The organism is Mycoplasma sp. NEAQ87857 (assembly GCF_009792315.1).
Lineage (GTDB): Bacteria > Bacillota_I > Bacilli_A > Mycoplasmatales > Metamycoplasmataceae > Mycoplasmopsis.
The window spans coordinates 87,370-113,512 of the sequence record NZ_CP045542.1 but is presented as its reverse complement, the minus strand read 5'-3'; the positions used below and the strand labels follow the sequence as shown (position 1 = coordinate 113,512).

Annotated in this window: 22 protein-coding genes; all 22 read left to right on the top strand. The window is 22.5% G+C overall.

The annotated features are described in order from the left end of the window. The 22 genes from ruvA (at position 1) to GE118_RS00335 (ending at position 25,985) form a co-directional block, all read left to right on the top strand. A complete protein-coding gene (ruvA, locus tag GE118_RS00440; RefSeq protein ID WP_158763504.1) occupies positions 1 to 450 on the top strand; it encodes a Holliday junction branch migration protein RuvA in 450 nt (149 codons plus the stop codon). Further along, the gene (locus tag GE118_RS00435; RefSeq protein ID WP_158763503.1) at positions 428 to 1,267 is read left to right on the top strand and encodes an MAGa7180 family putative nuclease; all 840 of its coding nucleotides are present in this window, start codon (positions 428 to 430) and stop codon (positions 1,265 to 1,267) included. Before ruvA ends, GE118_RS00435 begins: the two co-directional genes overlap by 23 nt. Beyond that, on the top strand, positions 1,267 to 2,004 hold the full coding sequence (locus tag GE118_RS00430; RefSeq protein ID WP_233262753.1) for a DNA methyltransferase: 738 nt from the start codon (positions 1,267 to 1,269) through the stop codon (positions 2,002 to 2,004). The genes GE118_RS00435 and GE118_RS00430 overlap by 1 nt, the downstream gene beginning before the upstream one ends. Further along, on the top strand, positions 1,988 to 2,575 hold the full coding sequence (locus tag GE118_RS00425; protein ID WP_158763502.1) for a sugar-phosphate nucleotidyltransferase: 588 nt from the start codon (positions 1,988 to 1,990) through the stop codon (positions 2,573 to 2,575). Before GE118_RS00430 ends, GE118_RS00425 begins: the two co-directional genes overlap by 17 nt. Then, positions 2,562 to 2,771, top strand: coding sequence for a hypothetical protein (locus tag GE118_RS00420; protein ID WP_158763501.1), 210 nt, complete (start codon positions 2,562 to 2,564; stop codon positions 2,769 to 2,771). The genes GE118_RS00425 and GE118_RS00420 overlap by 14 nt, the downstream gene beginning before the upstream one ends. Then, complete coding sequence (locus GE118_RS00415; protein WP_158763500.1) at positions 2,749 to 3,294, top strand: hypothetical protein; 546 nt, start codon at positions 2,749 to 2,751, stop codon at positions 3,292 to 3,294. The genes GE118_RS00420 and GE118_RS00415 overlap by 23 nt, the downstream gene beginning before the upstream one ends. A 30-nt stretch (positions 3,295 to 3,324) precedes the next feature. Beyond that, complete coding sequence (locus GE118_RS00410) at positions 3,325 to 3,801, top strand: hypothetical protein (RefSeq protein ID WP_158763499.1); 477 nt, start codon at positions 3,325 to 3,327, stop codon at positions 3,799 to 3,801. 55 nt (positions 3,802 to 3,856) lie between these two features. Beyond that, positions 3,857 to 4,435 (top strand): hypothetical protein, encoded by a 579-nt coding sequence (locus GE118_RS00405; RefSeq protein ID WP_158763498.1) that lies wholly within the window; start codon positions 3,857 to 3,859, stop codon positions 4,433 to 4,435. Positions 4,436 to 4,480: 45 nt separating this feature from the next. Further along, on the top strand, positions 4,481 to 5,338 hold the full coding sequence (locus tag GE118_RS00400; RefSeq protein ID WP_158763497.1) for a hypothetical protein: 858 nt from the start codon (positions 4,481 to 4,483) through the stop codon (positions 5,336 to 5,338). Position 5,339: 1 nt separating this feature from the next. Beyond that, positions 5,340 to 6,110: a hypothetical protein gene (locus GE118_RS00395; RefSeq protein WP_158763496.1), complete on the top strand. Its 771-nt coding sequence runs from the start codon at positions 5,340 to 5,342 to the stop codon at positions 6,108 to 6,110. A gap of 50 nt (positions 6,111 to 6,160) precedes the next feature. Next, entirely contained in the window at positions 6,161 to 6,751 is a 591-nt protein-coding gene (locus GE118_RS00390) for a hypothetical protein (RefSeq protein WP_158763495.1), read from the top strand. Further along, positions 6,751 to 7,371 (top strand): hypothetical protein, encoded by a 621-nt coding sequence (locus GE118_RS00385; protein ID WP_158763494.1) that lies wholly within the window; start codon positions 6,751 to 6,753, stop codon positions 7,369 to 7,371. The genes GE118_RS00390 and GE118_RS00385 overlap by 1 nt, the downstream gene beginning before the upstream one ends. Further along, positions 7,337 to 7,954: a hypothetical protein gene (locus GE118_RS00380; RefSeq protein ID WP_158763493.1), complete on the top strand. Its 618-nt coding sequence runs from the start codon at positions 7,337 to 7,339 to the stop codon at positions 7,952 to 7,954. Before GE118_RS00385 ends, GE118_RS00380 begins: the two co-directional genes overlap by 35 nt. After that, positions 7,947 to 8,582: a hypothetical protein gene (locus GE118_RS00375; RefSeq protein WP_158763492.1), complete on the top strand. Its 636-nt coding sequence runs from the start codon at positions 7,947 to 7,949 to the stop codon at positions 8,580 to 8,582. The genes GE118_RS00380 and GE118_RS00375 overlap by 8 nt, the downstream gene beginning before the upstream one ends. Beyond that, positions 8,582 to 8,842, top strand: a complete 261-nt coding sequence (locus GE118_RS00370; RefSeq protein ID WP_158763491.1) for a hypothetical protein — start codon at positions 8,582 to 8,584, stop codon at positions 8,840 to 8,842. The genes GE118_RS00375 and GE118_RS00370 overlap by 1 nt, the downstream gene beginning before the upstream one ends. Further along, entirely contained in the window at positions 8,842 to 9,396 is a 555-nt protein-coding gene (locus GE118_RS00365) for a hypothetical protein (RefSeq protein WP_158763490.1), read from the top strand. Before GE118_RS00370 ends, GE118_RS00365 begins: the two co-directional genes overlap by 1 nt. 168 nt (positions 9,397 to 9,564) lie before the next feature. Continuing rightward, a complete protein-coding gene (locus GE118_RS00360) occupies positions 9,565 to 10,845 on the top strand; it encodes a hypothetical protein (RefSeq protein ID WP_158763489.1) in 1,281 nt (426 codons plus the stop codon). A gap of 159 nt (positions 10,846 to 11,004) precedes the next feature. After that, entirely contained in the window at positions 11,005 to 14,757 is a 3,753-nt protein-coding gene (locus tag GE118_RS00355; protein WP_158763488.1) for a hypothetical protein, read from the top strand. A gap of 99 nt (positions 14,758 to 14,856) precedes the next feature. Then, positions 14,857 to 18,543, top strand: coding sequence for a transglutaminase domain-containing protein (locus tag GE118_RS00350; protein ID WP_158763487.1), 3,687 nt, complete (start codon positions 14,857 to 14,859; stop codon positions 18,541 to 18,543). 286 nt (positions 18,544 to 18,829) lie between these two features. After that, positions 18,830 to 20,890 carry a hypothetical protein gene (locus GE118_RS00345; RefSeq protein ID WP_158763486.1) on the top strand — a complete coding sequence of 687 codons (2,061 nt, stop codon included), beginning with the start codon at positions 18,830 to 18,832 and terminating at the stop codon, positions 20,888 to 20,890. A gap of 162 nt (positions 20,891 to 21,052) precedes the next feature. Continuing rightward, entirely contained in the window at positions 21,053 to 23,110 is a 2,058-nt protein-coding gene (locus GE118_RS00340) for a hypothetical protein (RefSeq protein ID WP_158763485.1), read from the top strand. A 340-nt stretch (positions 23,111 to 23,450) separates the two neighbouring features. Then, entirely contained in the window at positions 23,451 to 25,985 is a 2,535-nt protein-coding gene (locus tag GE118_RS00335) for a hypothetical protein (protein ID WP_158763484.1), read from the top strand. The last annotated feature ends 158 nt before the right edge of the window (positions 25,986 to 26,143 follow it).

The following is a 26,143-nucleotide window of genomic DNA, read 5'->3' as shown; positions in this document are numbered from 1 at the left end:
ATGATTTTATATCGCAAAGGTAAAATTACCTACATTAATAAAAACTTTATTACATTTGATACTTATGCTACAGGTTATTCAGTTTATGTAGCAGATGCTAATAGATTTAATGTTTCAGCTCCTGAAGATAAAAATATCACTTTATATTGATATGAAGATGACCAAAGAGTTTGTGGATTTAAAGATTATAAAGAACGTTTATTATTTATTGATTTAATTTCAATTAAAAATATTGGTGTTAAAACTGCTATGGTGATTTTAGAGCAAGGATGAGAAAAAATAGCAAATTATATTGCTAAAAAAGACATTAAAACATTAAGTTCAATTCAATACATTGATGAAAAAACAGCTTCATTAATTTGTCTTGAACTATCTTCAAAATGATCAAATATTTTAAAAAATTCAGCAACTAATGGAGAAGTTTTTAATGAAGCGAAAATATTTCAATAATAGAGATTACATTGTTGATTTAAACAACAATGTAATTATTCTTCTAGAACCTTTATTAAAAGACCTTCAAAGTGATAATTTATTTTTAAAATATAAAAAAATTGGTGGTAGTACTATTGGAAATATATTATTTCCCAATGATCCATATAAATCACAATTTGCAGCCTTTTGTCATATAGCAAGATTAAAATTACCTGTTTTAAATACTAAATACATTGATGCAGGAAAGATTTTAGAACCTAAAATCTTTGATTATTTTAAACAAAAGACTTTAGCTAATTTATTGCCTAATCAAAACTTAAGTATTTTAAGTTTTGATGCTAAAGATTATAACTATAACTATTTTGCTGATTCTAATTACTCTTTTTTAGTAGGAGTACCTGATGGTTTAATCTTAGAACAAGATTGTATTTTAGAAATTAAAACAGCTAATAGTTCAAAACTTAATCAACCTTTAGATAGAAGCTATTTAACTCAAGCATCTTTATATGCTTATTTAAATAATAATGATAACTATAAATTAATTGTTTTATACCTTGAACCTGGTGATTACAATGCTCCAAATCTAGTTTCAATTGATACTCATATGCTTAAAATATTTGATTTTAAAGTCGATAAATCTTTAGTAGAGCAGCAAATTCAAACTATTGAAAAATGATACTCTAAATACACTAATACTAACATTTCTCCTAAGTTTGATTTAACTAAAGATAAAGACCAAATTGAGTATTTATTATGCAATAACGAACAAGAATGAATTGCTTTATTAGACAAATGAAAAAGCACTAATAAGGCTTCAAAATCAATTCAACCATAATGATTATTTGATGTTTATATGATGATGGAGCAATGAGTTATTATCAAGCAATTAAACAATATAAAAAAGGTGTATATTCTTTACATTTAGGATTACAAAATAAAGTAATCAAAAGTCCTAATGCTTCATATATCAAGATTGATTTAAGTTTAAATAACCCTAATTTATTAGAGAAATTAGAACAATTACCTGCTCCTGATATTATTTTAGCTTCTCCACCTTGTGAATCTTGAAGTGTTGCAGATGGTCATTCTAGACAAATTAATTTAGTAGATAATGAATTTAAGTTAAATAATTATAGTTTTTATCAAATGTATAACAAAATTATGAAACCTAAACGACAACGTAGTTTTATTCAAAAGCAAACTAAAAGAATTTTAGGAGAAAGCACTATTACTCAAACAATTAATATTATTCAACACTTTAAACCTAAGATTTGAATAATAGAAAACCCAAGAAACAGCTTAATGTGAAACTATATTGAAAGTTTCTTAGGATTCAATGGAATTAAAAATAAAACTTATTATTCAAATTATGATTTAAATTTTAGCCAAAAACCAACTATTTTTTATTCAAATATTGAATTAAATCTTAAATATGACTTTTCAATCAAAGGTAATAAAAACTTTTACAATAGTGGGAATTATGAATCACGAAGCAAAATCCCTAAAGATTTAATTATTGACATTATTAAACAATGTCAAAACAAATTGGAGAATTATGAGTCTAGTAAATAAATGAACTAATTTAAAGAAAAATGATGAGTGCTATACACCTTATCAATGAGTTAAATATTTAATTAGAAAGTTTGAACAAGATAATTTAATTAATAAATCAATGACTATCTGATGTCCTTTTGATGTCAAAGAAAGTTTCTTTGTTCAAGTATTATTAGAAAATGGTTATAAAGTAGTTTATTCTCATATTAATGATGGTAGAGATTTTTATGAATATGAACCTGAAGAATATGATGTTATTATCTCTAATCCACCATTTTATAATAAAGCTAATTTATTAAAACGAATTAAAGAATTAAGAAATGGTGATCAAACAAAGTGATTTTTATTAATGGGTAATCATTATGCTAATACAGGTAGCTTTAATGAACTATTTTGTAGTTTTGCTAAACCACAAATTCTTCACTTTAAACAAAGAATGAGATTTGTCAAAGCATTTGATAAAGATTTATTTTTTGAAAAAGAAAATAAATATCCAGCATTTGCTACTTTAGGATTAGCAAATAACTTCTTTAATAAAGATGTTTGCTTTTATAAAGGAGTAAATACTAAAGGAATTGAACTTGATTAAATCAATGATTTTTATTCCAATTATTGCTATGTTATTGTCTTTACCTATTCTATCTGCAATTTCACTTGTTTTAGCTATTATATTAATGCTAGTAATGGATAGAAACATTCAATGAATCAAAAGTAAGATATATCTAATCAAAAACAAGTTTCAAAAAGACATAAATATTAATTATGATAATAAAAACAATTATTAAACAACTTAAATATAAGTTAAATAGTTATCAAAACCAAAAACACAACATTCAAACTTATTTCATTTCACTTGTTTTAGATTATAAAATGTACAAGAAATTAAATTTAAGGTCAATTAATTATTCAAAATTATTATTAATTTACTTATTTCAACAAAAAGAATTAATTAAATTATTTAATAAATCTAAAAAACAAAATACTGAATTTATTAATTTGTTCCCTAAATTGAAAAACTTAAAAATTATTAATTTTAAAGTTAAAAGTATTGTTGCTAATCAAAAAGAAGTTAAGGTTTGTATTAACTTAAAAGCAATTAAATACTTATTTAATAAATTAGATAATTTAACAATTAATAATCAACAATTACTTAAGCAATTGTTGATAGAACATATTAATTTATTTTTTATTAAACAAATTAACCAATTAAGTTCATTTGTGATAATAGATGAAAATTTAAAGTTATATAAGAAATATCTTTTATCAACCATTAAACAACTTAATAATGAATCTTTTTTAGAAACATAATTCTAAAAAAGATAATACTAAGGAGATATTATGTCTAAGAATAAATACTATTTAAAAGCTGCTGTTGATGAATACTTTGATGGTCCAAATCATTTTAATAGCTTTTTATTACCTACAACGATATTAAGCTTAAATCAAGATCCTAAAAATAACTTTGGTTCTATTACAGAAGAAGAACTTAAAGATGCAAAAAATGAATTTTTAAAATCTTTAAAAGAAAAAGCTCCATTTTACCCTTGATTAGTTAAATCATTTTCTAATCAAAATTCTACTTATGAAGATTTAATAGCTGTAGTTGATAAACTACCTAATAACTTATTAGAAGAAATAACACCTAAAAATGCTAAAACTAAAGAATTTTATTGACCTTCACCAAGGTTATATCAATTACTTTTTCAAAATATAGATCAACTTTGTTATAAAAATCAATGACTATTAAGACAAGAAATAGCTGAACAAATTGAAAAATTCTTTGTTAATAAACCTTTTAAAAATAAAAAAGCTTAAAAGAAAAATAAATCATTAATTAATGATTTATTTTTAAATCAAACACAATTATTAAATGACTACAATTAATGATTTTAAAGAATTTAAACATTTATATCAGCTATTAAAACAACAAAATATCAATGATACTAGCATTTTAAATAGGTTATTGACTAATTCTTTAGCTTTAGAATTAGATATTGCTTTAAGCTCATTTAAACATAGTTTATTAACTCAAAAAGCAATTAATAATATGAATAGTTTCTTTAAGTTAATCTTATTAAACATTAATCATTTAGATGATTATCAAATTTATTGTTTAACTTCTGATAGGATCTTATATCAAAAATTCCTTATTTATGAACAATGATATCAAATTGATAAAGATTTAATGATATCTACTTTAACAAGTATCAAACATTATGATTTTGAAACTTATGCAAAAATCACTAATTGATTAAAAAGCATCGACAAACATAATTATAAAGACTATCGCTATAAGTTTATTAAATACCATAAAGACACTAATAAGATTTATGTTTTAACTAATACACAATTAAAAAACAAATATTATTCTTCTTTTTATACCAAATCTAAAAAAGAAGAATTAAAACAATATATTAAAAACAATAAAAAGAAGTTTAAAAATAACTAGATTAAGTTAAATAAAACTTCTTTTGAAAGGAAAAATAGAAATTATATGTATTTTTATAAGTTAAATGACTTAAATTTTAACCAAAATAAGGTCCAAATTGACTTTCCACAATATATTTTAGATTTTGAAAAATTATCACATCAAGAACAGAAAAATCTTATTCTTGATGTAGCAAAATTAGAAAAAGAATTTGCTGATTATTTTGATTTTTATTCAATCTTAAGAAAACTTCAAAACCAACAACAATTACTTAATGGAACTATTAAATGCTTAGACTTTTGAAATAGTCATTCAAAAGACGATTTAATTGAAAATTATGTTGATTATTTATACTATGAAGAGTTATTGGATAAAACTAATAATCTAGATTCAAAAAAAGAAATTCAAACTTACTTAAAAGGGCTAAAACAACAAACTCAAAACCTTTTAAACTCAAAACAAGATAATTACTATAGTTATGATTTGCATCATATTGAAACAGAAGCATCATTTGACAAAGTAGATTTATTTAACTTTGATACCTATACCAAAAATGCTTATATGCAACTAGTTTTTAATTATTCTAGTGCTTTATACTCATTAGATTATTTTAATAAAGCTTTAGAAGAGATAAATGATGTCAAACAAGCTATTAATTTCTTTGGATATTTAAATAAATATCCTTATTATGATTTAAATTTAAATGATGTTTTAGAGTTTGCTAAAGATTTTAGTTCAATTATTGAAAAATTTAGTCTATTAATCATTCAAAAGATACTAGAAAAATATCCAAATATTGAAGTATATAAGATGGTTAATAGTACTAATCCAAATAATGTTTATGATGAAAACTTTGATATACACAAAGAATTAAGTAAAATCAAAGATTTTTCAAACCAATTTAATATTTTAAAGGAGAAATAAAATGGGAGCAAGCAGCTTTTCAGTATATGACATACATATTAAAACACCAAAAGGTGATAAAAATAATTACCACTACAAAGCAGGATTAAAAAACGTAATTTTTGATTGTTGAAATTATTGACCTTATGACGAAGAAAATGATACTTATGATTATAGTGAAAACGAAGTAGCTAGTGATGTTTTTGATTTATTAAATAGTGAAATAGATCTAAATGAAATTATTGCTACTAAAGAATATCTAGCTTCAAAAGAAAGTATTAAAAAGACTGAAAAAGAACTTTTAAAACTTGCAAAAACCAAAAAGAATTTAATCAAAGTTTTAAATGAATACAGAGAATATGAAGATAAAGTATCAAGTTTAGAAGAGTTATTTGATCAAAAAGTTGAACATAAAGAATGAGATAACTTACAAAGTGATTACAACTCAGAAGTTAGATTTTTAATCCAACCTGATATAGACAGATTACAAGAATTCTATTTTGATGACTTAAATAATATTGCTGATGATCTTATAAAAGAAAACAACATCACAGAAGATAAAGACATCTATGAAGTTAAAAACAAAATATTTAAACCTATGATTGACGATTTAAATAACCAACTTTTTTATGATGCAGACAATGTATATGCAATATTAAAAGCAACATATGGATTTAATGAAGATGAAGTTTATTGTCTTAATGATAATTATGCTCATATAGAAAATAAAACAAAATTAGAAGATTTAGAAGAATATAAAAACTACAAAAAACGTAAGAAAAAACAAAAATAACTCCCTACAAATAAATTACATATTTTATTAATCAAAAGATAAGGAGAGCAATGATAGATAATAATATTAATCTTGAATATTTTAAAAAAACATCATATTTATATGATTTTTTAAAAGAAAACAATATTACTAATAAAGCAGCTTTAAATTGTTTAAAGAATGTTTCTTTAGGAAATGAGTTTCAATTCTTTTTATTTCATTGAAAAGAGAAACGAAAAATTAATGATCCTGAAGTTTTAAAAAATATGAATGAGTATTTAACTCTAATTATTAATAACTTAGTAGATTTAACACCTATGCAAGTTCATTCATTATTAGATTTTTCTAATGCTATTAATCAATATCAATTAAAAGAAAATTGATATTGAACAGATGAGAGATTTAATGTTTTTGCTAATGTTGAAGGACAAGATAAACAAATTGCTTTAAAAATCAAAGCAATGATTGATCAAGTACCTTTTGTTAAGCGAACTAAATATATTTGTCGAGATGTTAAATATGATGAAGTTAATAATCAACTTTTAATTGACAAAGATTCAAGAAAAACATTTTTTAACAACTTCTTTTTAAATCTAGATTTAGCTAAAGTCAAACAACAAATTAAAGACTATATTAAACAAAATAATAAAGGGAATAAATAATGACTAGTATTAATGATTTTAAACCATTTGGTTTATTACATCTTTTTTTAGAAAAGAATATCAATGATACCAAGATATTAAATGAATTAAAAGCTAATGATTATGCTAAAGCAAAACTTTTTGCTGAGTTTATTAGTACTTGATATGGTTGAAAAAGAATACCTAATATAGAACTTTATAAAAATGTTGATCAATTTCTTAAATTAGTACTTGGTTATATTAAAGAACTAACTCTTTCACAAGTTCATTACTTATTAGATTTTACAGAAGATATTCAAAGATTTCAATATCAAGAAGGTTGATATTATGTTGATGGAGATTTAAAAGTAGTTAAATTAGTCCAAAATCAAGATTTAAATACAGCAAGAAAAATACAAACAATCATTAATAAATTACCTATAGATGAAGAAGAATATTATTACTATAAACACGTTCAACTCAATAATTATCGTGATGGTTTAGTAGTATATGATGATTCAACAAAAATTTTCTTTGCTAATTATTTCTTTATGTGAAAACCAAGTATAACCCAAAGAAAAATCAATCATATACTTAAATATAATCAAGAACTAAAGGAACTAACTAATGACAAAAATAGAACAAGCAAGACAAAGATATAAACAAGAATGAAATGATTTTTTAATCAAACAAAAAATCACAGATCCTAAAATCATAAAAGAGCTTGAAAATCAAAATAAAAGACAAATAATTCATTTTTTTGTAAGTACAAATATTAAAAATAATAAAGACACTAAAGCTTTAAATAATATTGATAAGTTATTAAAATTGATTTTTGCTAATATTCAAGAACTTACACCTTTTCAAATTAAACAACTTTTAAGAAGACATAAATATATTGAAGAAGATTATTTAAACAAAAATCAATGATATCGTTTAACATCATATTATAACTTTAAAAAAGCTTCAATTTGATTTGAATTAACTATTGAATATCTTGATTACATAGATTATGAAGCCTTTAAGCAAATTAATGAATATTTAAAAGTTAATTCAGTTCCTAAGGAATTTGAATCAAAATCACCTTTATATGCTAGATATAATCCTAACCCTGAAAAAGTTGATTTTACTAAAAATTGAGAAAAAGAATGTCAAAATGACTATTTTGCTAACTTAGATTTAAAACTTGTAGAAAAACAAATTCAAGATTATGTTAAAACCAACAAAGGAGTAAAAAATGATTAGAATTCCAAATGTTGAACGTCGAGATCAGTACTTAATTAAGTTTCTAAATCAAAATAAAGTATCAAATCAAGAGATTTTAAAAGAATTAGAAACCACACAAAAAGGATATACCTTAGCAATCTTTTTATGAATGCATAACTTTGTTTATCAATATGATGATCCTAAAGTCTTAAAGCAAGCTAATAAATTAGTAGAATTAGTTTTACCAAAGATTAATCAATTAACTAATGCTCAAATAGAACAAATTTTATTGATGCACAAAACATTAAAACAAGAATTTTTAGCTCAAGAACAATGATATGTAGTTCATAATGATATTTTTTACGATGAAACACGTTCTAGTGTTGTTTGTTTAGATTGTTCAAGTAAATATTGTGATATTAATAATGTACAAGTGATAAATACAATTAATTCTTGTTTAACAAAATTAAAACCACAAGAATTAACAAGATTAATAAAATTATCTAATGATAGTTATGCTAGATATGATAAACAAACAGAAAAAGTGATATTAACTAATGATTGAAAACAAAAATGCTATACTCAGTATTTAACTAATTTTCAATCTAAAGACATTAATAAACAAATTGATAAATATATAAAACAAAATCAAAAAGGAACTAAATAATGAACCAAGAATTACAAATTAAACTCTTAAAAACCAAAACAGCAAGAGAAATCTTAAAATACCAAGCTCAACAATTATTAGATAACTTTGACCAAAATAATCTTGATTTTTTAAAACATAATAATGATTTAGAAGTTAATAAATTATTAGTATCTAGTGATGATTATGATATGTATGCTGGAGATATTATTATTGCTTTAGAAAACTTTATTTATTTTTTAGAAAATCAAATTAAGGAATTAGAACAATTAACTAAATAATGAAAAATAACTTAACTTATATCAAAGTTCCTATAGCAACATTCAATAATTTCCTTGAAAAGCATAAAGAACTTAATAATAACAAAATTAAGTGTGGTTTATTAGCTAAAGATTTAGAATATGAAGATTTAATATATACATTAAATTCAATTCTTGTAGAAAATAAAGATAAAAATGTTCATCAATTTATGATTTTATTTATCAAAAACATTCCTTATTTAACTCTTAGTGAAATTGATTGAATCATCCAACATTTAGATTGTGAAAACGAATCTTTTGAAGAGCAACTTCATAATTATGTTAAGTCATTAAATGGTATTTGGTATGATGATATTGACATAGTAGATAAAATATGATTTCTAAGACATTATCTAAAACTTACTTCAGTATTAAAAAAATGTTCAAAAGAACAATTATTATCTTATTTAAATCATTTTATAGTTCTTGAAAATAACAAGATTAAGTGCTATACTTGAGCACAAATGGAAATAAAATTATTAAGAAAAAATTGTAAAATGCTTTCAAAATATTTAGAGAACAAATTTAATAAATAAGAGTGCTTTATTAGTGATTAAACATAAAACTACCTTATTTAGAAGGTGGTTTTTGTCTCTTATAACCTTAAATATAATAAATTGTAATTTCAAAAAAATGTATTTTATTGAAATAAGAGCAAGAATTTAATTTTCTTATTTCATAACTTTAACATTATAGGAGTAAAAATGAGCAAAATAAAATATAAAAAGACTATTATTACTTTCATTTCATTAATAACTTTAGCAACTTCAGCAATTGCAGGAGCTTATTATGGATATACTAAGTATAATGCTAAAAATAACGATAATCCAGGTAAAAATAAAGATGTTTCACTATTTGAAGACCAAACCATTTTTGTTAGAAAACCATTTATTACTAAGTTTAATTTAGCTAATACTAATAAAACTATTACTACTATCTTTAATCACTTAGATTCTCCAGGACAAACTACTAGAAAAGACTTTATAGAACCTAAACCTGCAGGAAATTTAGCTGATAGTGATAACAAATTATCTAATTTAGATAATCAAGGAGCTCAAGAAGTTAGTGAATTTTTAGCTTTAAAAGATGTTTTATTAAGTCAAAGTGATAATAGTGATTTAGTAATCTATGGTGGAGATACTAATATCAAAAATGAAAACTACTTTTTAGCTAGAAAGTTTGTAGAAAATAACTTAGAAAGCACCTTAAGCACTAACTTTAACCCAACAAATAAAAAACTTTATGGAGAGAGATTTTTAACATCTTTAGGTACTAAAGGTAATTATGCAAATCAATATGATAAGATGTTTTTTATTAATAATGACAAAACATTCTTTAATCCAATAGTTATTAATCAAACTAATTCAACTAAAGAGTTTAAAATTGATATTTATAAAACTTTTAGAGATTTTGTAGCTAAAAATGATTTAAAAACTAAACCTGGATGAGATAGTAAATATAACCAAATGCCTGATAATAAAGTTATTAGAGCTTTAGTATCAGATCACGCTCCTGTTTATACAGATATTAAACTTATTAATCATATGTTAAGTTCTAATTTAGTTAATAAACAAGTTAAATTAAACTTAACTAAAGATATTAATACCTTAAGATTAGGTCATTGAAATATCTTAAATTATGGTGGTAATGAAGCTAAAGCATATGCTATAGCTAACATCATTGCAAAAAGTGGTATGGATTTAATAGGATTAACAGAAATTAATGATAATGATGATAGTACTAATTTACAAAACTTAAATCTTATTGTTAATTATTTAAATCAATTAACTAATAGTAATAAATGAAAAGTAGCAATTCAAAAACAAGTAGATACAAATATTCCAAATGATTTATTAGCTACTAATCAATTTGGTAAAGCTCAAATTGAACAAGTAGCTGTAATATATGATAGTAGTTTATTTAACTTAGTAGATTCAACTACTTATAATGAACCTATTGAGTACTTTAAACAAAAGATAAGTTAATGATTTTATGTATCACCAATGGTGATACATTTTTTATATTATTTTTTTATGAAAACGTTTTCATATTTTAAAAATCGATTTATAATATCTATATATGAATGTGAAAACGTTTTCATATTTATAAGGTATTAAATATTTATAAAATTCATAGGAGTAAATATGACAAACACTAATAAAAAAAATAAACTTATAATTTTAGGAGCTACTACAGCTGGTTTAGTAATTGGTAGTTGTATTACAGCTCCTTCAATTTTAATTCCTTTAAATAAAAAAATCGCTATTAGAGATAGCGAAATTACTCGATTACAATCTGAATTAGAACAATGAAAAATCAAGCATAAACAACTAACTACTCAAAAGAATATCTTAAATGACCAATATACTAGATTAGTAGCAATTAATAATTTAAGTGATAACTTTAAAAACATTGACCAAAATGAAATCATTAAGTTATTACAAGAATTTTTAGATAAATCTAAAAATTCTAATACTAATGATAATAATGAAATTGATATTAATTCATTAGGATTTAGTGAAATTAATAATGAAATTCAACGTCAAATTCAAGATTATAAGATTAAGCTACAATTAGTTAAAGATTCTTTTGTTAAAGCTCAAGCTAATACTTCTTCTTTAACAGAAGCTATCTCAAATAATATCTCAGTCATTATTGATATTATTAATAGGTCTTTTGAAGAAGTAGATAGTATTGAAATTAATAATCGTAAAGATGTAATTAAAGCAATTCAAAAACTAAATAGCATTAAAGATAACTTAGATAATGCTAATAATCAATTACAACTTATTTTATATGCTGAAATTCAAAAAACTAAAGAGATTTTAGCAAGCAAATTAAATGAAATTAACCAAGTTTCAACTAACTTAGAATCTGTAATAGCTAACCAAATTGCTACTGTAGAACAACAATTAATTCATTTAGATGAATATAGTAAAAAACTAAATAACTTATCTACTAGAGACTTATCATTATTAACTAACGTACAATTTGTTAATAGCTTTAAACAAATTGTAGAAGATAAATTATCTAAAGTTAATATCTATGCTCAAAGACTTCAAGCGATGTTAGCTGAAACTAAAGACCAATTAGCTAAAGCTAAAGAAACTAAAGATTTTACTATGGTTAATGGAATTGATACAGCTTTAATAGCAGCTAATGTTAAAAACTTCTTCAAAGAGATTTCAAGTTTAGATGACCAATTATTTGATGAAACTTCTAGTACTTTAAGTGCTACTTTATTAGAACTTGAAGCTGCTAAAGCTCAAGTTAATGAATTAAGTGAAGTTAAATCATCTAATGAATCAAAAATTGCTAACCTTGAAGAATTAAAAACTCAATTAGAAAACCAAAATACCACACTAGAAGCAAAAAACGTAGATCTTCAAACTACATTAACTAACTTAAAAGCTAATGTTAAAACTAACTTAAATAAGAGTTTAGGTTCTATTATTAGTGCTTTAGATGGTATTAAAAACACTATTGATAGTGATTCTAACTATGCTAATAAAGACCAAGTATCAAAATTAATTCAAAATGAAAAAGCAGCTTTAGAAGCAGCTTTAAATAATGATAATAATGAAGATAACTTAGATAACTTTAGTTCAGATGTAGAAAAATCTATTAGTAAAATCAATGATATTATTGCTGAATATAAAACTACTAGATTAGAACCTTTAGAAGCTAAATACAATGAGCTTTTAGCACAATTTAATCAATTACAAGAAGATTTAAAAACTTTACAACAAAACTATGATGCTAAAGTTTTAGAATTAAACAATATTAAACTTGAATTAGAATCTAAAAAAGCTGAATTAGCTCAAACCCAAACTCAATTACTAGCAACAACTAGAGAACTAAATACTACTAAAGAGCAATTAGAAACATCTAATAGATTATTGGCTAATAATAAAGCTAAAGCAATTGAAATCTTAGAGAACTTAAAAGCTAAAGAAGTAGAATTAATTAGTAAATACTCTACTTATATTTCTAGTGTTAAACAAGCTGAAGAAACTAGCTTAGAGACATATATGTCTCCATTAAAACCTTTAATGACTAACTTAGAACCTTTGTTTAATGCTATTACTGTATTAGATGATGTTCAAAACCAAAACTTAAATACTATTCAATCTAAAATTACAGAGTATAACAATAAATTATATGATTTAAATAACAAAATGATTGAATTCCAAAATGAGTATTTTAGATTAAAAGAAGAAGCATTAAATGGTCAAATTCAAGACTTAGAAGCTACTAAGGAGAAACTTAATAGAAATATAAATGAATTAAATAAACGAATTTTAGAATTAAATAATGAACTTGGAATAAAAAACGCTGAAAATAATGCTTTACATGAAGAAAATGATAATCTAAGAAAATTGTTAGCGACAACTGAAACTGAGAGAGATAAAGCTAGAGCAGAGAGAGATGAAGCTAGAGCAGAGAGAGATGAAGCTAGAGCAGAGAGAGATGAAGCTTTAAAAGATAATAAAATCAAAAAAGCAAAAATAGAAGAATTAAATAAAACAATAGAAGATTACAAAACAAAAATCGAATCTTGAAAAGCAAAATTAGCATCTAAAAAGATTGAACAAGATAGATTGCTCAAAGAGTTATTACTTTGACACAACAAAGGAAGAGATTATGATGAAATTATAGATTTCATTAATAAATTATCTTTATGAATATTAAACCCTGCAGATGGTACTTCATCAGTAGAAAACATTCCTTTTGTAAAACGAATCAAAGAATTAAAAGACAAATATGCAATCACTTACTATGTTGAAACATATTTAAAAAAGAAGGGTCTATTAGAATTTCAACTAAATTCGCTAGAAATGCAAAAAAGTATGTTGAAAAACACGGACGTAATATACTCAAATGATGAATATTTAAGAGAATTATTAGATTATGAATCAGCAATAGAAAACAAAAACTTAGAACTTGAAAGTCTCGAAAACGATTTTGAAGCATATTGCAAAAAAATGGGTGAATCAAAAGAACCTATTATTAAGTATGAAGATTTAAAAGAGTTTTTAAAAACATTTATTACTTCAACATCACCAAAGGATCTTATATCATTATTTAAAAAAACTAAAGCCGCTTGAATTGAATTAGCAAATGGTATGAGTGAAAAATTAGATGAAAAACTAAAAGAAATTGATGTTTTAAACCAAAAAATATCTAAATTGCAAAAGAATTTATCTTCAATTAAACCAATGAATTTTCTAATAGATATTTTTACTAACAATAAAGAAAGTGAATTTTTTAGATATAACCCTAACACACAATATTACAAAAAAAGAACTAATGATGGTTATCTTTTATTAACTGATTTAACATATAACATTGGTGAGTTTCCAACAAAAGTGAAATATTTAATGTCGTCAGAAAAAAATCTACTTGATAAACTTAATAAAAATAATATAAAATATATCGAACTTTATGGTATTAGAGATACCTATGCTTCGGATAAATGAGAGCCTTTTAAAGTTAAAATTGATATAAATGATGAATATGATAAAGCTAAAATCAATATACCTTTTTTATATAAAGAACAATGAATGGAGGGTGAGTATGAGCTTAAGTTTTCAACAAATTTTCATGAAGGAAATATTGATATTTGAGTAGAAGGTGGATTAACAGAATTAAAAATAGTACCTGATAATAATTTTGAACCAACTAATCCTGAGTATTATAAAATTAGTAATGGACTATCTTTTTTAAAAGAAGAAATAAATATTAAAAATAAAGAATATTTCTATTGACCTAATACGTTTGGTTTGGTTCGTTGGTATTTCCCTGGGCCTTTATTTAAAATATATGGTTTTTCGTTTTTAGATAAGGATAATATACCTGTTCAAATTGAAGACTTAAAATTTCATGAGGATATTTAAATATATTAAAATCTCCATTAGGAGATTTTTTCAATAAATATAAAATGAATGCAAAAGATTAAAATATAATAATTATATATATTTATATATAGGAGCAAAATGTCTAAAAATAATAAAATCAACAAAGATATTTCGAAAGAAAAATATACCAAAGATATAACAAATAAAATTGATAATTTATATAAAAATAATGCAAAAAATATTGATAAAATTCATCTTCAAACACAAACACCATTTATTAAATCTAAAAAACTTTGAATCCCTTTAATTACTACATTAGGAATTACTACAATCATTGTTCCTTCAACTATTGTAGGTATAAAAAATAAGAAAAAACAATCTTTTTTACAATATAAACAAGATTTAACAAATAACTTTCAAAACCTAATCACCACTCATAATGACTGATTAAATGATGAAGAAGTCAAAACCCTTCAACAAGAGATTTTCAACGATTTACAAACAAATGATATCAATAACCTAAAGAACAAAATTAATCATTTAAATCAAATTTTGAATACTAAAATTCAAACCAAACAAAATTATTTAAATCAAATTGAAAACCCCAACATAACTACTTGATTAGATGATATGGAAGTTAAATCTTTATATCATCAAATTGTTAATCAACTTCAAAATAATGATTTAAACCAAATAACAAACTTAATTCAAAAATTACAACAATTATGTTTAACTAAATACCAGGAAAAACAATCTTTTTTACAATATAAACAAGATTTAACAAATAACTTTCAAAACCTAATCACCACTCATAATGACTGATTAAATGATGAAGAAGTCAAAACCCTTCAACAAGAGATTTCCAACGATTTACAGACAAATAATATTAATAACCTAACTAACAAAATTAATCATTTAAATCAAATTTTGAATACTAAAATTCAAACCAAACAAAATTATTTAAATCAAATTAAAAACCCAAACATAACTACTTGATTAAATCAACAAAATGTTTCGACATTATACTCTATTATTATTAATAAATTACAAAACAATGATTTAAACGACATAGATACACAAATTCAAAAATTAAAACAATTATGTTTAACATATAACCAAACTAAAGAAGAATTGAAACAAGAATTTGATGCAATTAAAGATAAACCTTCAAAAGATAATTTCACTATTATTTATTTAAAAAATGCAATTAATAGTAATTTAAATTTAAATAAGATTGATGTTGTTAAAACTCAATTAGAAGAGTTAAAACAGGAATTTAATAAAGAATTAGAAAAACAAGAATTTGATACTTTATATAAAAATTTAGACTCAAAAATAAAAGAATATAGAAGTTTAAATCTTGAAAAGATTATTAACCAAAATGAAAAAAATACTTTTGAACAACAAAATTGATATCTTAATCATAACGATACCAAATCTCAAATATTGCAAAAAACAAATGACATTAACAATTGAATTTCTAAATACAATAATTTAATTACAAAACAAAATGAATTTAATGATTTTGTTTCTAATTTACAACCAACTAGATTTAATGAAAAAGCATTAAATGCTAAAATTTATCAATTAAAACAAGAAATTACTTCTAATATTAGTGTTGATAATTATATTAATCAATTAAATCAAATAAACCAAGAGACTTATTTAGATAAACTAAATAAAATTAAAGATTTTATTCAACAAGAAAATGGATATTTAAACGAACAACATTGACAAGAATTTGTACAATTTAAAAACAATAACCCAGATGATAATTTTGGAATGGACCTTACTCCTTATGATTTATTTTTTAATAAAAAACAAAATAAAATTATTAATATAGAAATACCTTTAGAACAACAAATAAAATGACAATATTATATTTATGAACTAAATAAAATTAAAGAATATTACAACAAAAATGGTGAATTATTTTGGCAAATCAATAAAAGAATTGACTTTTTTATTGAGATGATAAAAATAATTTTTACAGGTTGAAGAAGTTATTTTCAAAGTCCTTCAAGTGGTGGATTGGCATATGATTTTGATGATTCAAGTTCTTATTTTCAACAAAAACCAAGTGATTATGTTTTTTCATTAGAAGAAACAGAATTAATCTCCCCCAAAATCTCCCCCAAAATTCAAGATTCTTTTATCGATAATGGAGTATTTGCTCGATACTCTAGTACTGAAGTTCCTATTACTGGCCTAAGAGAAAAAGGTGAATTATTTTATTTTGATTATGAAAAAAATCAAACATTAATCTCCCCCAAAATCTCACCCGAAATTCAAGAATATGGTAAAGATAATGAAACTAAAGACCTTTTTTTAAATTACAAATACTTTACTAGTTGAATTAAATATTATAACTCACCCGAAATTCAATCAATGGTTATAAATATGAATAATAGTATTGGAGAAATAAATGATAATGAAGTTATTGCTTTAAATGATTATAAAAAATATGAAGCTTCTAATCCTTCAATAGCTAGGTATTTACAAAATAGAACTAATTTTATTTTTGAAGAAACTGGGGATTTAAATAATGAACCAAGTGAATATTCAAATTGAACTTTTGGTTTCGAAATTAGATCTAAATATATCGAAAGTTTTTATAAAGATTTTATGATAAAAAATCAAAATTATTTTAATACTTTAAATAAAAATATAAAATTTTCATATGGGGACTTATTTGTAAATAATATTAGTGACATATCATTTAAGTATGGTTATTATTTACCATTTTCTCAATTAGTTTATTGAAATGAAAGTGATTATAAAAAATATGTAAATTATGTTAATATAGATTCTAAGTTTAGGTTAAACGAAAACAAAGGTACTTTGATATCTCCTTCAGAGAATATATTAGCTAATTTATTATTTTCTCAACCCAATTTCTTTAATTCTAGTTTTATGGAATTTCATAAAGAACATTTAAATCCAACAAAATTAAATAAGCTCAAAAACAATGATGAATACAAAGAGTGATTTAAAAATAATAAACATATGTTGATCAATCCATTAAATGAATACAAAGAGTGATTTAAAAAATGAAAAGAAATATTACCTAAAATCATTGATAAAAATTGAACTGATGAACAAAAAGTAAAAGCTGTAATGTTTTATATTTGTACTAATACTTATTATTACCCAGGTGATAGTGGTTTAAGTTTTGGTTATGGAGATTTTTATTCTAATGGTAAAGGAGTATCTAATCCAACAACAATATTTGATCAAGATACAAGAAGCATTGAATGTGTTGGTTATAGTAGAAATTTATCTATTGCTTTAACTTTATTAAATATACCTGTAAGAATAGTAGGTGGAATTACTAATAAAAATGGTCAAGATGCAGCTCACGCTTGAAATGAAGTATTTTTAGATGGAAGATGAAAAGTTGTTGATTTAACTAATACAGATTTTCGTGATAACACTAGAAAAGCATATGACGTTATTATCAAATTAAACAAATTACAAACAACTAATGGTTTTGAAACTTTTGAAATGAACCCTAATAGATTAATCTTTGAAAGAAATGATGATTACATTATTGCTAATTATAAATTAACTCCTGATTCATATATTTTAACTATTATTAACTATCCTAACCCTGATGAATATGAATATCCATATTTACCTAGAAGCATCTATGCTAATGGTCCTTCTTGAGTAGGAGTTGATTTTACTAAAGAAAAACCTTTTTTACCTAAAATTATAACAAGAGAAGAAGCTAAAGAATATCGTAAATTACACAAAAATGACCCAATTGATAGTGATTTTGATTCTGCTTTAAACTGAAAAAGACCTAAAAACTATTTAGGTTAATTTAGATACAAAAACCACCTACTAGGTGGTTTTTTAATACTTAATAAGGGTTTAAATGCGTTTTAAAGCACTTAAAACATATTAATGGTAATAAATTACTTTTAGAGTTTAAAAACGCTTTACAAGCTTTTTAAAAGCTCTTTAAATGACCTAAAAACCTTTTATCTAATAGATCAAGATTTTGATGTTTCTAATGATCTAAAACTTAGATTTTTATATAATTTAATTAACTAAATTAAACAACAAAACATTAACAAATTCACATCATAATTAAGGAGTAAATACAATGACCTTAGAACAATTAAATAACCTTAAACTTTCACTTATTAACTTTAAAATCGCAAACAAAAACTTGTTTAACTTCAATTTAACAAATGAGTTTTTACAAGAAAATGAATTATATAAATCAGCAAATGAATACACTAGAAAATTAAACTTTAATATAGGTCAAATGATCTATAAAGATTTTTATCTTTTTGATAAACTTTTAAATTCTATTTTGACTAAATGAGACGTTAAAGAAACCATTAAAGTTTATCAAGATGATAATGGTAATGATTTAATTGTTGATGGTAATGTTAGAGCATTAATCTTAATGCTTTTATATAAAACCAAAGATCTAGTTGATTGAGCTGATTATTCTTACTATAATTACAATTTTAGGGTAGAAGATAAAGATCTTGGTGTTTTATTTGATATTAAAGATAAGATTAATAAGTTTAATCTTACTAATGATTTGCTTAATCAAGTTGAAATTGAATATCTTAAAAAAGATGAAATTCATTCAACTATTTTAAATAACCTATTCCCTTTAAAAGAACAATTAAAAACTAACTACAATAAAGGTATTTACTTATTTAATATCTTTTCAACCTTTATTGAAAATGATATTAAAACCCTTGAACAATACAAAGCAAACCAAGCATTTATTTTTAACCCATTTAATAAAGATGCAAAGGACTTTTTCAAAGATTATAAAGAAGCTTGCTTCTTATATCAAGTATTTCAATCTACTCTTACTTGTCCAGATGATAAATTTTGCTATATTGAACCTTTATCATTTGATTGAGTCTTTTTTAAAGATTTTTATAATGATTATGAAGTATTTAAAAAGTTATTTTACAATTTTTGTTATGAAAATAAGGTTTCTAAATATGCAATGAATAATATAATGTGATATTTAAAATATGGTTATAGAGAGAACTTTTTTCCTAACACTTATAAATTTGATCAAGTAATTAAGTTTGAATTTGATACTGAGTCAAGAAAATGAATTAACATTTGTCAAAAAGATGACTACAAAAAAACAGAATCTATTTTTAATTTCATTCACGAATTAGATAGAGACGAGTTATTAAAAACAACCAGAACCATTGAACCTACAACATTAACAGAATATTTTTATAGACACGTTAATTTAAAAAGAAAACAGTTCGAAATTAAAGACATTATCCAAGAAATATTTAAATTGGATGCAAAAAATTTAAGTAAATTAGAAGATTTAGTTGATTTAAATCAAACCAAAATTCACGATCTAATCTATCTTAAACAAAGAATTAATGATGGTGTTTCTCGCATTAATAAATTCTCTAGTCATTTAAAAAGTGATTCGTTTATTAATTACTTGTTAAAACAAAATGAAGAGTTATTATCTAATAATAACTTTCAATTTAATGTCTTTTATTCTAATTTAAGAGCTATTATCCAATATATTATTAATATTATTTACCTTGATTATTTAACATTTCTTACTAAGGAAATTGAAAATGATATTAATTTAGTTAATATAAAAGGAAATAAAAAATTTGAGATAGCTGACCCAACTCTTCTTTTTGAATATACCCATTTAGCTTCTAAATTAAGAATTTGTAATTTTAACTTACAATTAACAGGTTTGAAATTAGATGAGCCTTATAATTTAAGTGGTTTTTACAATGATAAAATTATTTCTAATATTACTAGAAGTTTCTTTGGAAGCTATGATAAAAACTTCACACCCGCAACACAAATGACTATAACTACTAAATTCTATGAAGAAGTAGTGGAAAATAATAATGATTTTGTTCAATATGTTAAAGACAAGTTTAATTTAGATTTTAATACCTTAATACCATCTTTAATCAATGATACTAAACAAGTACTAAATAAGTGGGTTCATTGTTCGTTCTTAATCACTAATTATGATAGTTATGCAGATCTAGTAGCTTTTTTAAAACTTAATATATTCACCTATAAAAATATACTTAATATGTTAAAAACAATTAATGTTAAAAACTTTTCTAACACATCTAAAGAATTGTTTAAATCTGCTGGAAAAATCTATTTAATTAAATCATCAACCACTTAGATTAACTACTAAGTGGTTTTATTATCTTAATAAAATAAATAGATTTCACTTTAATGATTGACATTATTAAAGAATTTAATATAATTTAATATATTAAATTATATTAAATAACCTTATATATTCATATTAATAATATATTCATATTAATAATTAGGAGTGATGATGACCTTAGAACAATTAAACAACCTTAAATTCTCTTTAACAGATTTTAGAGTAGCAGCAAGAAACATTATCGATTTAGACTATACTAAAGAGTTTTTAAAGGTAAATGAGCGTTATTTAGATCCAAATAACGAAGAAAATAGCAATAGAATTAACAATATTATTGGAGTAATTGCATATACAGATACTGTTTTATTTAACAAACTTTTTGATTCTATTTCATCAAAGTGAGACCCTAGAGAAACCATTAAAGTTTATAAAGATAAACAAGGTAATGAAATCATTGTTGATGGTAATAAAAGAGCATTGATTTTAATGTTGTTATATAAACTCAAAAAGTTAAAATTTATGAATGACTATGATTGAGTTTATGATTGAAAAAATAATAACTTATGGTTTGAAATCATTGAAAAACTTAAAAAATTTTCTAATGACTCAAAATTAATAGAACAAGTAAAGTTTGAATATGTAAATGAACAAGATATCCAAAGTATTCTTCTAGAAAATATGTTCCCAGACCGTGAAAAACTTAAACTTTCTTACAACAAAGGAATTTATTTATTTAATATTTTTTCAACTTTTATTGAAAAAGGTATTAAAACACTTGAACAATACAAAGAATATGAAGCAAAAATCTTTAACCCATTTAAAAAAGATGCAAAAGAATTCTTCAAAGACTATCAAGATGCTTGTTTTTTATATCAAACTTTCTTAAAAACTGATTGAATCGAAGATGAAGATAATGGTTATGGTTGATATGATGACGAAAATATGCTTTTTGTTCTTTCTAAAGACCCATACCAAGAATACAACTCATACAAGAACCGTTTTTATAGCTTTTGCTTTTCAAATAAAGTGTCTAAATTCACACTAAATAACGTTAATTGATATTTTAAATATGGTTATGCAGGATTAAGTTTAACAAAAAACGATTATAAATTCGATGATTTAATCAAATTCCAATTTAATGATGACTTAAGACAATGACTTAACATATTAGAAGATGACAAACAAAAGACTATGTATTCTTTATTTAAATTTATTTTAGAATTAGATAAAGAAAATTTATTAACTACTAGTAAAAAGATAAATCCTGATGAATTATCTAATTTATTTTTTAGATATGTTCACTTACCTAAAAAAGAATTTAAATTAGCTGATGTCATTCAAGATATTTTTAAATTTAACTCTGATAACTTAAAGAAATTACATAATATGGTTGATGAACAACAAGTTGAAATTGAAGATCTTATTTGAACTAAAATAAGAATCAATGATGAAATAGAAGATATTAATAAATTTCAAAATAAATTTCAAGAAGAAAAGTTTTTACATTTTCTTCTTGAACAAAATGATGATTTATTAATAAATAATAATTTCTTGTTTAATGTTTTATATTCTAACTTAAGATCTATTATTCAATATATTATCAATGTTATTTACTTAGATTATTTAAAATTCTTAATCACTTTAAGAAATGATAAACCTATTAAAGTTATGAATAAGAAAATAATTTTAGTAAAAAACCAGATTAATGAAGAACATTTAGAATCTAGAATAAAAATCTTAAATTATATTTATAAATTAAATAAAAAAGTTATACAAAACAATATGTTAGATGATGTTTTTAATAAGAACCTTGTTTCTGCTATTACTCAAAGCTTCTTAGGAAAATATAATAAAGAATATACCATATTGACTCAATTCACTATTACTCAAAATTTCTTTGATATGGTTGTTGTTGATAATCCAGATTTTAATAACTATGTTAAGGAAAAATTCAATTTAGATTTAATGTTATTATTACCTAAATTAATTTTTGCTACAACTAATGTTTTAAACAAATGAGTTCATTGTGCTTTTTTAATAGCTAATCAAGATAAATATAATGACTTAATTGAGTTTATGGAAGAAAATATCAAAGTTTATAAATGAATTTTATATATGTTATCAAAATTAAACATAACTAACTTTATAAATAGTTCAAAAGAACTATTTAAAGTTGTTAATTCATTTAATCTAATTAATAAAACTAAAGTAAAATCACTCTTAAATTAAAGAGTGATTTTTTTTGTTTTGTTTTGAGTTTAAACCAACTTTTAAAGCTGTTTAATTACTTTTTATTAATTAAATAATGTATCCAAAAATATATCACTTTGGGTGCGTTATTTTAAATACTAATTTATTTCTTTCCTTTACCAAAAATCAATTAATAATAATATGGAAACGTTTTCATATTGTGGTAAAATAGATGTATGCAATAACTAATATTGATTAACCATAACTACTTTATGGTTTTTTATTTAAAAAACAAACAATTTAAACAATTAGTTCATTAACCTAAAAATATGTTTTTAGATTAATGAACTAACATTTTTTTATTAAGGAGATAAATATAATGAAAAAGAAATGAAAAATAATCTTTCCAATAGCAATAGTAGCTCCAATTGTTATTACAACAACTGGGGTTGCTATTGGATGTAGTAATAAGAAAGATAATGAGCTTAAAACTAAACCTATTGAAAATTTAAATAATAATACATCTAATACTAGTTTGTCAATTGTTTTAGATAAACAAGAAGAATTAAAAAATTATTTTATTAATGAAGTATTAAAAGATAATTCAATTAGATTATCAAACAAATTAGCTGAAGAAGTTAGAAAAGGAAATAATACTTTTAACCCTTTAGAAGATTTATTAATTATTCCTAATGAGATGATTGATTTTTCTTTCCCAACAGATAAAAAATTAGATTTATCAAATGTTGATGATTTAAATAATAAATTAAAAGTTAGAATAGTAAGTGATTTATATACTCCTAATGGTTTAAGAAACAAAAATATTACTTTAGAAGTTGAAAAAGATGATATTAAAGTCAAAATCCCTTTACCTTTAGAAGCAGAAAATATTCAAAAAATAGATTTTATTCAAGCTGCAAAATCAGGTGAAATAAATAACATTTGATACGATAGAAGTTGTGATTATTTAAATACATATGAGACAAAACCTTTACATATGGGTAATAATCCAATAACAGCATATGTAAATCGTTTTTCAAATTATAAAGACTTAAAAAATAGAGCCAATTATAGAATTCCAGATTTTTTAATAAATTTAAAAGGTTATTTAGAATATTATGGACAATTTATTTTTGATGTAAGAAATAAAGAAGAAAAAATTTCTTTAAAAGAACCTAATAAAATTAAAACTATTGATGAAAACACACTTTTAAACCCTGTGCGAATAAAGATTAATGAATATAAAGTACCAACAGCAGAAACCACATTACAAGAATTAATAAATACCTTAGAAGCTTTTGATAAATATTTAGAGTTTAGTTATGATGGAAATATGTCAGCTTGAAGATTTAATGATCTTTGAAACGCTTTTTCTCAAGAAGAAAAATATGAAAAAATGTTAAGCGTTTATAAAGTTTGATACTTCTTAAACTTTTATAGTAAATTTAATGGTAAAGAATTATTTGAAGAATTTGCTGAATTTTCAAATTCAATTCCTAAGGTTTTAGATTGACAAAGTAATGATGTTATGTATTTTGCATTATCAAATCGTTGATTCAATAATATAAACTTTTCATTGGTTTCTAAAATTAAGGATGAGGCTATTAAAAAAATAATGCAAAAAGCTTGATATGTTATCAATAATGATAATTCTAAAGAATTAAATGGTCTTAATCCAAAATTACAATTTATTAAGATGACAAAGAAATTAGACGGCAATGCAAGAAATTTCAATTTTAGTGATATTAAAGATTATTATGAAAAAGGTGATCATAGTAATTGATGATGATTAGTTCTAGATAATCGTTTATTTGTTGATACAGAGTTTGGATTTGACAATCATCCTGATGAAAACAATCATATTGAAAAAACTCATAGTAATGATTATGTAAAAAGGTTAAATGAAATTAATAAAAACATAGCCTGATTACTAGAAAAAGAAAAAGAATTTAATGATTTAAATGTTAGTCTAAATGTTGATTTAGAAATAAAAGCAGAAGATTATTTAAAATTAGTAGATGATGAGTTAAGAAACATTATTAATGAATTGTTTAATAATGGTGTATTAATGAATTTAGATAAAATTGGACCATTTGATTGACCTAAGTATAATGACAGCAATTACGATACAAAAATCATTGAACATAATAATGAAGAATATAAACATATATTTTTATATGCAGCTAAAAAATACCTTAATAACAAAGATAAAAAGGATGTAATTTTTAAGGAAAATTTACTTTTTAATTTTGGATTACAATGAGAAGAATGAGCTGTAGCAAAAAGTTTAATAAATATTAAAAATTATTGAATAAAAAATGGATATTACAAACAAAATCCAAATCCCAAACAAATCACAAATTCTTTTATGAGAAATTTTATTAAAAACTTTGAAAAATTAGACGATGTGCTTAATGATTATTTATATATCTTAAAAAACTTATTATTAAAAGTAAGTGATGATGAAGATAGAAAATACTATATATCAAAATTTGAAAAACTTTCTTCATATGATTATAATGAAATACCAGATCATTATAGTGATTTTGATTTTAGATGATGAAGTGATAAAACAACTAATGTAGAAAGACAAGAATTAATTAAGGAATTTGAAATTTATAATGATGATAGTATTGAAAAAGTAGATATTACACGTGATAAGTTAGATAAAATGATTGAAATTCTATTCAAAGAAAAATATAAAGATTTTAATGAAGAAATCTTAATTAAAGAATTTCAAAAAGGGAGTTTTAATAACGTTAAAAAGTACAAAGAAAAATTTGACTGATTATGTGCTTTTATAACAACCATAAAACAATATGAAAACGACTATAACACTTATTCAGTACCTAAAATTCTTTGAGATATCTTTTTAAAAGATTATATTGGGATTAGCGATGAAGGAACAGAATAATAGAAATAAAAAATATTTTTAAAACTCATATATAAGTTTTTAATATTAAAATCGATAACATCTATTTCTTTTAAAATATTAAAAAATCACCTTTTAACCTTAAGGTGATTTTTTGTATATTTATTTATATTGTTCTAAAATTTAATATAATTTAATAA